The sequence below is a fragment of the bacterium genome, assembly GCA_009926305.1.
Taxonomy (GTDB): Bacteria; Bdellovibrionota_C; UBA2361; order UBA2361; family RFPC01; genus RFPC01.
The window spans coordinates 1-7350 of the sequence record RFPC01000101.1; the positions used below are offsets into that span (position 1 = coordinate 1).

Annotated in this window: 4 protein-coding genes; 1 reads left to right on the forward strand and 3 read right to left on the reverse strand. The window is 48.6% G+C overall.

Annotation, left to right across the window (positions count from 1 at the left end; translation table 11 throughout):
* From topA to mnmG, 3 genes are all read right to left on the reverse strand, one after another.
* A partial coding sequence (gene topA, locus EBR25_11790) for a type I DNA topoisomerase (protein ID NBW41665.1) occupies positions 1-2513 on the reverse strand: 2513 nt, incomplete at its 3' end.
* A gap of 296 nt (positions 2514-2809) precedes the next feature.
* On the reverse strand, positions 2810-4216 hold the full coding sequence (locus tag EBR25_11795) for a hypothetical protein (protein NBW41666.1): 1407 nt from the start codon (positions 4214-4216) through the stop codon (positions 2810-2812).
* 132 nt (positions 4217-4348) lie between these two features.
* Positions 4349-6217, reverse strand: coding sequence for a tRNA uridine-5-carboxymethylaminomethyl(34) synthesis enzyme MnmG (gene mnmG / locus EBR25_11800; GenBank protein ID NBW41667.1), 1869 nt, complete (start codon positions 6215-6217; stop codon positions 4349-4351).
* A gap of 397 nt (positions 6218-6614) precedes the next feature.
* Between mnmG and EBR25_11805 the strand changes: the two genes are divergently transcribed.
* On the forward strand, positions 6615-7350 hold a 736-nt coding region (locus tag EBR25_11805), incomplete at its 3' end, for a hypothetical protein (protein ID NBW41668.1).

Consider the following 7350-nt stretch of genomic DNA (forward strand, 5'->3'; position numbering starts at 1 on the left):
TCGATGGTCAGTGCCTCGGGATCGGCTCCTCTCGGAAGTGACGCATTAATCTCTCCGTCAGTTACATAGGGGCCATATCGACCGCTTTTTATTGTAAGTTCTTTGTCTGTTACCGGATGCTTTCCAACAACCTTCAGATTCTTCGGTTGAGCAGCCCTTCCCCTGCGTTTTGGCTCTCGAAGCAATGTGATTGCTTGCTCAAGAGTAATTTCAAGTACTGAGATATCATCGGTTGGAATCGAGCGTGTCTCACTCCCCGCTTTTACATACGGTCCATACCGACCGTTCGCTACCATAATTTCCTCTCCATTATCTGGAAAGGTTCCGATATTCTTCGGAAGAGATAAGAGCTGTACTGCTGTTTCAAGAGTAACATCCTCTGGAGCCATCCCGGGCAGAAGCGATGCCATCTTCGGCTTCTCGCCCCCTTCCTCTTGCTCACCAAGTTGAATATATGGTCCAAATCTCCCTGCTTTCAGATAAATTGGGAGCCCACTCTCAGGATCGTCTCCGAGCGACTGTGGTCCCCGCGCTGCCACTTCAAGCAGCTCAACGGCGTGGGCGAGATTCATTTCGTCCGGAGCGAACTCATCGGGCACACTTACCCTCGTTTCTCCATCGCTCAAAAAGGGGCCATACCGACCAATTCGAACCTCTACGGTTTTCCCGTCCGAGGTTTCTCCAATCTTAATCCCACACACGACTCTCGGATCGATCTGCTCTTCTCCCTGCGCCACAAGGGTTTTTAGACCAGGGTGTCCATTCCCAAGGTAAAAGGCATTGAGATATTCCTGATTGTTTTTTTCCCCTCTGGCGATGGCATCGAGATCATCCTCTAGAGTTGCGGTAAAAGAGTAGTCCATGAGCTGGGAAAAGTGCCCCTCTAGGAGCCCAGTCACTGCTGAAGCTAAAAACGTTGGAACCAGAGCAGAGCCTTTTTTGAACGCATAACTTCTATTGAGCACCACCCCTACGATGCTCGCCCATGTACTGGGTCGCCCAATTCCCAGTCGCTCCAACTCCCGGATAAGACTCCCCTCAGTATATCGCGCTGGAGGCTGCGTCTCATGCCCTAGTGCCGTAAGATCATCAACATTGAGACTGTCACCCACTGCTAGTGGAGGGAGGATCTTTTCGCGATCCGCCAAGTCCGCTTCTGGATCATCGCTTCCCTCAACATACGCTCTTAAGAATCCAGGGAATTTAATCGTCTTTCCAGAGGCTCTAAAACACGCCTTCTCCAGTCCAATCTCAACAGAAACTCGAGTCCCTGTGGCATCCTTCATCTGGCAAGCGAGAGTACGCTTCCAGATCAACTCATAGAGTTTGCCTGCTTCAGGGCCAAGCTTTTTCCGCACAGACTCAACTGAAGCAAAAACTTCGCCGGCCGGGCGAATGGCTTCGTGTGCCTCTTGGGCATTTTTAACTTTTGTCTTGTAAGAGCGCGGTGTATCCGGCAAATACTCAGCGCCAAAATCTTTTGCAATGAGATCTCGCGCTATCGCAATCCCTTCAGCCGCAAGTGTCGTTGAGTCTGTTCGCATGTACGTGATAAATCCGTTCTCATACAGATTTTGTGCCACAGACATCGTGTGTCGTGCCGGGAAACGGAGCTTGCGGCTCGCCTCTTGCTGTAAAGTGCTGGTAGTAAACGGAGGATATGGCTTCTGAGTAAATGGCTTCTCTTCTACTGATTGAACAGTTGGGGTCTCGGTTCTTAACGAATCTCTGAGTGCCTTTGCTTCTTTTTCAGTGAGAAGCACTACCTCTTTCAGACCTTCTTTGAGCTGACCAGTGGTTGGCTCAAAATCTTTTCCGCTTGCAACGCGCTTTCCGTCGTACGTCGCAATCTCCGATTCAAAACTTTCTTTCTTTGCAGTCGAAAAGGTCGCGGTCAGATCCCAGTAAGAAGCTGACACGAACGCTTGCCGCGCTCTCTCTCGCTCAACGAGAAGTCGCATAGCAACACTCTGCACCCGTCCAGCGCTTAGCCGCGGAGCCATCTTTTTCCAAAGAAGCGGGCTTACTGAGTACCCATAGAGCCGATCAATGATACGGCGTGTTTCTTGAGCTCGAATCAGGTTCTCATCAATATCACGAGCATTCTCGAGCGAGTGCTTGATAGCAGCCTTGGTAATCTCGTGAAAGACGAGGCGTCTTACAGGGATCTTTGGCTTCAGTACCTCTAATAGGTGCCAGCTGATGGACTCCCCCTCGCGGTCTTCATCAGTCGCCAGCAAGATCTCATTCGCTTCTTTCATCAGCTTTTTGAGCTCTTGAACCCTTTTTTTCTTCTCTTCAGGAATAATATAGAGGGGCTCGAAATCTCTTTCGACATTGATGCCCAGCCGAGACCACTTCTCTTTTTTAACACTCTCTGGTATTTCCGCGGCACTATTGGGCAAATCCCTGACATGACCATACGAAGCAGTGACGAGGAAGTCTTTCCCCAGAAACTTCTCTATCGTCTTTGCCTTTGTCGGTGACTCTACGATAACCAGTGTTTTTGTCATTAAAACGCCATTTTATTTTTAAGAGACTCTGTTGGGTTCATGAATACACACTTAAACGCAGCTGGCAAGGCATTGGCCCGAAAAGAGTAGGTAACTCTGCGTCCTGCCTCTGAAAACTTCTTTCCATTGGGCCCCTTTTCTTCCCAGCCCCTACGCTTCGTGAATCCCACCCTCTAGAGAAAGAGACGCAAGAGCAAGTTCTCTCGCTGAAAAAAACACCATAATCAACAGAACAGGAGAAAAGGGGAGGCTTCCGTCCCAAACCGTATGCTTCTACTCGGACTTCCCGTTACACGTCATGCGCTTTCCGGGCGAGGATGGCGCTCACTAAATTGATAGTTGGTTGAAACGATATTAAAGGGCTTGCCGCACAGTTCGGTAGCTTCTCCGACATTGTGGTACGTCATTGCAGACTGAAGACCACCAATAAAGCGAGCGTGAAGTTCGTCAACCGTCTCTACAATTTCAAACCTGTCGACCTGACCCTCTTCAACCGCTCCAGAGGATTTTCCTCGCTTATCTCGAGCATGCTTTGAGGCCTCTCCATAATACAAGCGATATCGTCTATTGTCGGGGCCTTCCGTTACTTCAAAGGCATCCCCCAGGGGCTCCGTTTTTGCATACAGTCCTCCGACCATTACACCGGCATTAGCACCACACACCATTGCCTTTGCAAGATCCCCAGGTTTCTTAATCGCACCATCGGCAATGACTGACACCCCAAATGGTCGCGCTGCAGCTGCCACTTCCAATATCGTCGAAACAAGCGGCTTTCCAACTCCTGTCTGAAGTGGAGTTGAACACATCGAGCCTCCTCCAACGCCGGCTTTAATAACATCTGCACCTTCTTCAACAAGCACTTTCGCCTGACCAAAGGTATGAATATTCCCTGCTCCATATTTAAGCTTGTCGCCGAACTCTTTTCGTATTGCACGAAGTGTTCTTATCCCGACATTGTTCGTTCCATTCGCGGTATCGAGAAACACTCCAAAAAGTCCCTTATCGACCATTTTCCCAATGGCATCGAGTAAAGGCTTCGGATTTTCTCCCTCTTTCATGCCCCCGATATGATAGAAGCCTCTCCCCTCGATTACCTGCTCCACAAGATGTAGAACGTTATCGAGCCCGCCGGGTTGAGCATAATCCCACTGATCGTAACGGTGCACTATCGGATACCCTCCAAGCTGTACGATCTTTTTAAGCAGAGCCGGCTCTAGCACTGCTTGCATGTTTGCCGGAATAATAGGAAAGCTCTTCACTCCTTTTACAATCTCTGCTTCTGCTTTGATAAAGCGCGTCTCTTGCATTGAGTGATCAGCCGATTCCAAAGAGATATCATCATAAGTAAGTGCTTTGTGCGGCAATCTCCCGGAGTCTTCAATGACATCCCCTAGACTTATTTTATACGGGAACTGCGGCTTATATTGTGTTGCTGCTGAAGCAATGAATTTCTCATCCATGCTTAGATGAAATGCTCGCTCAGCAAACGCATGAAGTGGCTCAAATGCCTCTGCGATTTTCTGGCGCTCTTCGTCTGACATCTGATCGAGTGCTGCGATTATCCCTGCTCCACCCACATGGGAAAGTTTGGCTACAATTGCTCGAATCTCTCTCGCTGTTTCATCGAGGGCCCCCTCTGAAATCCGCTCAGAAAGCGCTTTTACCTCCTCTCTTCCAAGATCATCTTTTCTTGATTCACGCATTACGAAACTATCCTCCCCCCAATCGTCTCTCTGCAAAATAGTGTTTTAAGCATATATTTGGGCGACTGCTTTCTCAATAAATTAATCAACAATCTCTCTTTTCTGTGAAATACAATCTGAAGACTCTCTCTCTCACGAGTGACTTGCTCGAGAGAGATGAAGCGCAAGAAGAGACACACAACTTGGGGTAATTCCGGGAATGCGCATCGCTTGTCCAATCGAGGCCGGGCGATGAAGTTGAAACTTCTGCCTGGCTTCATTCCGCAAGCTCGGAATCTGCTCATACGAAAAATCGAGTGGGATTTTTGTTGATTCCATTCGGCGCAACCGAGCGACTTCTTTTTCTTGGCGCTTAAGATATCCACTAAATTTTATTTCTGTTTCCAGTCGACGCCTCAGCCCTTCAGGAACAAGTGAGTTCAGCTCGGCATCAAACTCGCACAGGATCTCCATTCGCATCTCAGGTCGTCTTAATAATTGCTCGAGTGTGAGGGCATCTTTAATCTCCGCGCTTTTTACAGAACTGAGCCAGTGATTCGTATTGTCAGTTGGTTTTATTCGCGTTTTTTCGAGATGCGTTCTCCCTGCCTGAAGCGCCTCCTGCATTTTATAAAAACACTCTTTTTGCTTATTCGAACACATGCCCAGTTCAATAGCTCTTGGAGTCAGACGCTCAGCGGCATTATCTTCTCTCAGGATAAGTCGATACTCTGCGCGGGAAGTAAACATTCGATACGGCTCATCAACCCCGTGTGTTGTTAAGTCATCGATCATTACTCCGATATATGCATCTCCACGTGACAAGATAAATGGCTCCTCCTTTCGGAGAGAGAGCGCCGCGTTCGCTCCTGCGATCAACCCCTGTGCAGCTGCCTCCTCATAGCCCGAGGTGCCGTTGATTTGGCCCGCCAAAAAAAGTCCCTCAATATCTTTTGCTTCTAAGGTCGGACGTAAGCCACGGGGGTCAATAGCGTCGTATTCCACAGCATACCCTGGTTGAAGAATCTGGGCCTGTTCGAGACCGAATATCTTTCGAACAAGCTTCTCTTGAATGGCTGCTGGCAGACTGGTCGAGATGCCATTCGGATATACAATATCTGACTCAAAGCCCTCTGGCTCAAGAAAGATATTGTGCGATTTCTTATCTGCGAATCGATACACCTTATCCTCAATTGAAGGACAATAACGAGCGCCGATCGACTGAATCTGCCCATTAAACATGGGGCTCTCTTCTCGATGATCATGAATAAGTTGGTGCACTTCTTCATTGGTTTTCGTGATCCAGCAAGAGATTTGCTTTTCAGGAATCGCCGGCGTCAAAATAGAGAATGGTTGCGCATCAGCTTCCCCGGGTTGTTCTTCCAACTTCTCAAAGTCAATAGTAGAACGCTTGAGTCTTGGCGGGGTTCCTGTCTTAAGGCGCTGCAGTGTAAAACCAAATCGTTTCAGTGAATCACTAAGATTATTCGACGCAGCATCATCATGCCGACCCCCTGGCCGTTGAGTGCTTCCGCAGTGAAGAAGCCCTCTTAGAAACGTGCCCGTAGTCAAAACAAGCGCCCCACACTCTATCCGAGTTCCATCTTGAAGACGAACGTTGTGAACTTTTCCGTTGGCCTCTTCTATGGCAGACACCTCACCTTCAACTATGGAGATACCGTCATGCATGCTTATCAGCCGCTGCGCCTCTGTTCGGTAGAGCTCTCGATCAGCTTGTGCCCTGCTTGCCTGAACAGCTGGGCCACGACTCGTATTTAAAGTACGAAACTGAATGCCTGTTGCGTCGATTACCCGACCCATTAAACCGCCGAGGGCATCAACTTCCTTCACAAGGTGCCCTTTTCCAAGCCCTCCTATGGCTGGGTTACAAGACATCTGCCCAATGCCACTCTTTCTAAGAGTAACAAGCACCACCTCTGCCCCAAGGCGAGCAGCAGCAGATGCCGCCTCAATTCCTGCGTGCCCTCCGCCTATGATTACAACTGTTGAAGAGTGGCTCATAATAAAATCAATGTGTTACAGGGTTCTGCTCTCAAACTCTGTTCCCTCGCGAAGCACCGCTCCGAGGCAAAACGAATCATTCTATGAGGAGTGTAGCTGAAAGTAGTTTTTTGTTCATTCTCAGGTGAAAAATTTTATCCAAAAACATGCAGCAAGCAGTGTTGAAAAAAGAATAACAGGAAGGAGAAGGGGGATGCTTTGGGGGTAAGATCGCTAATTGAGGAGTTTTTTCTCCGAAACTACAAAACAAACGCCCTCTGATCCCTCCACGAAGCTCTCTCAAGTAAACTCAATCGGTTAGGTGGTAACAATGCGAAACATAAAGGCTCAATCACTGTTTCATACAGGTGGGCCTCGACATTGTTCCCACTTGCAGTTTCGGTTAAGGAGAAAGGGTATGTATTTTCTGGCCAAGCAAAAAAACAGACCAACGGTGGGAAGCACACGCGACTCGCTTATCCGAAACCCTCTCTCCTCGGTTTGCCACAGTCTGAAACCGCTTTTCTCTTCCTTGAATATTTGGGGCCAGGAAACCTATCCGAAGCACTCGTTTTCTCTCGCTTTGTGCGGCAACAAGACAACGGCAAAGAGCGCTCTCCTGGCCGAACCACATAAACAGGGAGACTCCCTCTTGCTTCACCTCTCGGTGGCATCTGCTCTTACGGTATCGTTATTCGTTCTCATTATCGGGGCTTCTCTCAAAGACATGCCGAGAGTAAGCGTTCAGAATTTTGATCTTTTCTCTCGAGACTATCAGGGTGTGAGCCTTTCTGCTCTTTCGCCCTTAGAACAACAGGTACATCACACCAATACCCGTGCGAAACAAGAAGTTGCTGGAAAAATCCACTTCTTAACCCAGTACATAGAGAATTTCTCTCCGCGCATTACCCATGCAACTGCTAAACGGATTGCGCTCGACATATACACCGAGTCACACCGTGCGGGTGTAGATCCATTTTTTATCGCCTCTCTCATTGAATCGGAAAGTAGTTTTCGCTCAAAGGCCCGTTCTTCACGGTCCGCATACGGACTCATGCAAGTACAACCGACTACTGCCCGATACACAGCGAAAAAAATGAACACGGCTTGGAAAGGGTCGCATTCTCTGCTGGCGGAACAACGGTATAATCTCA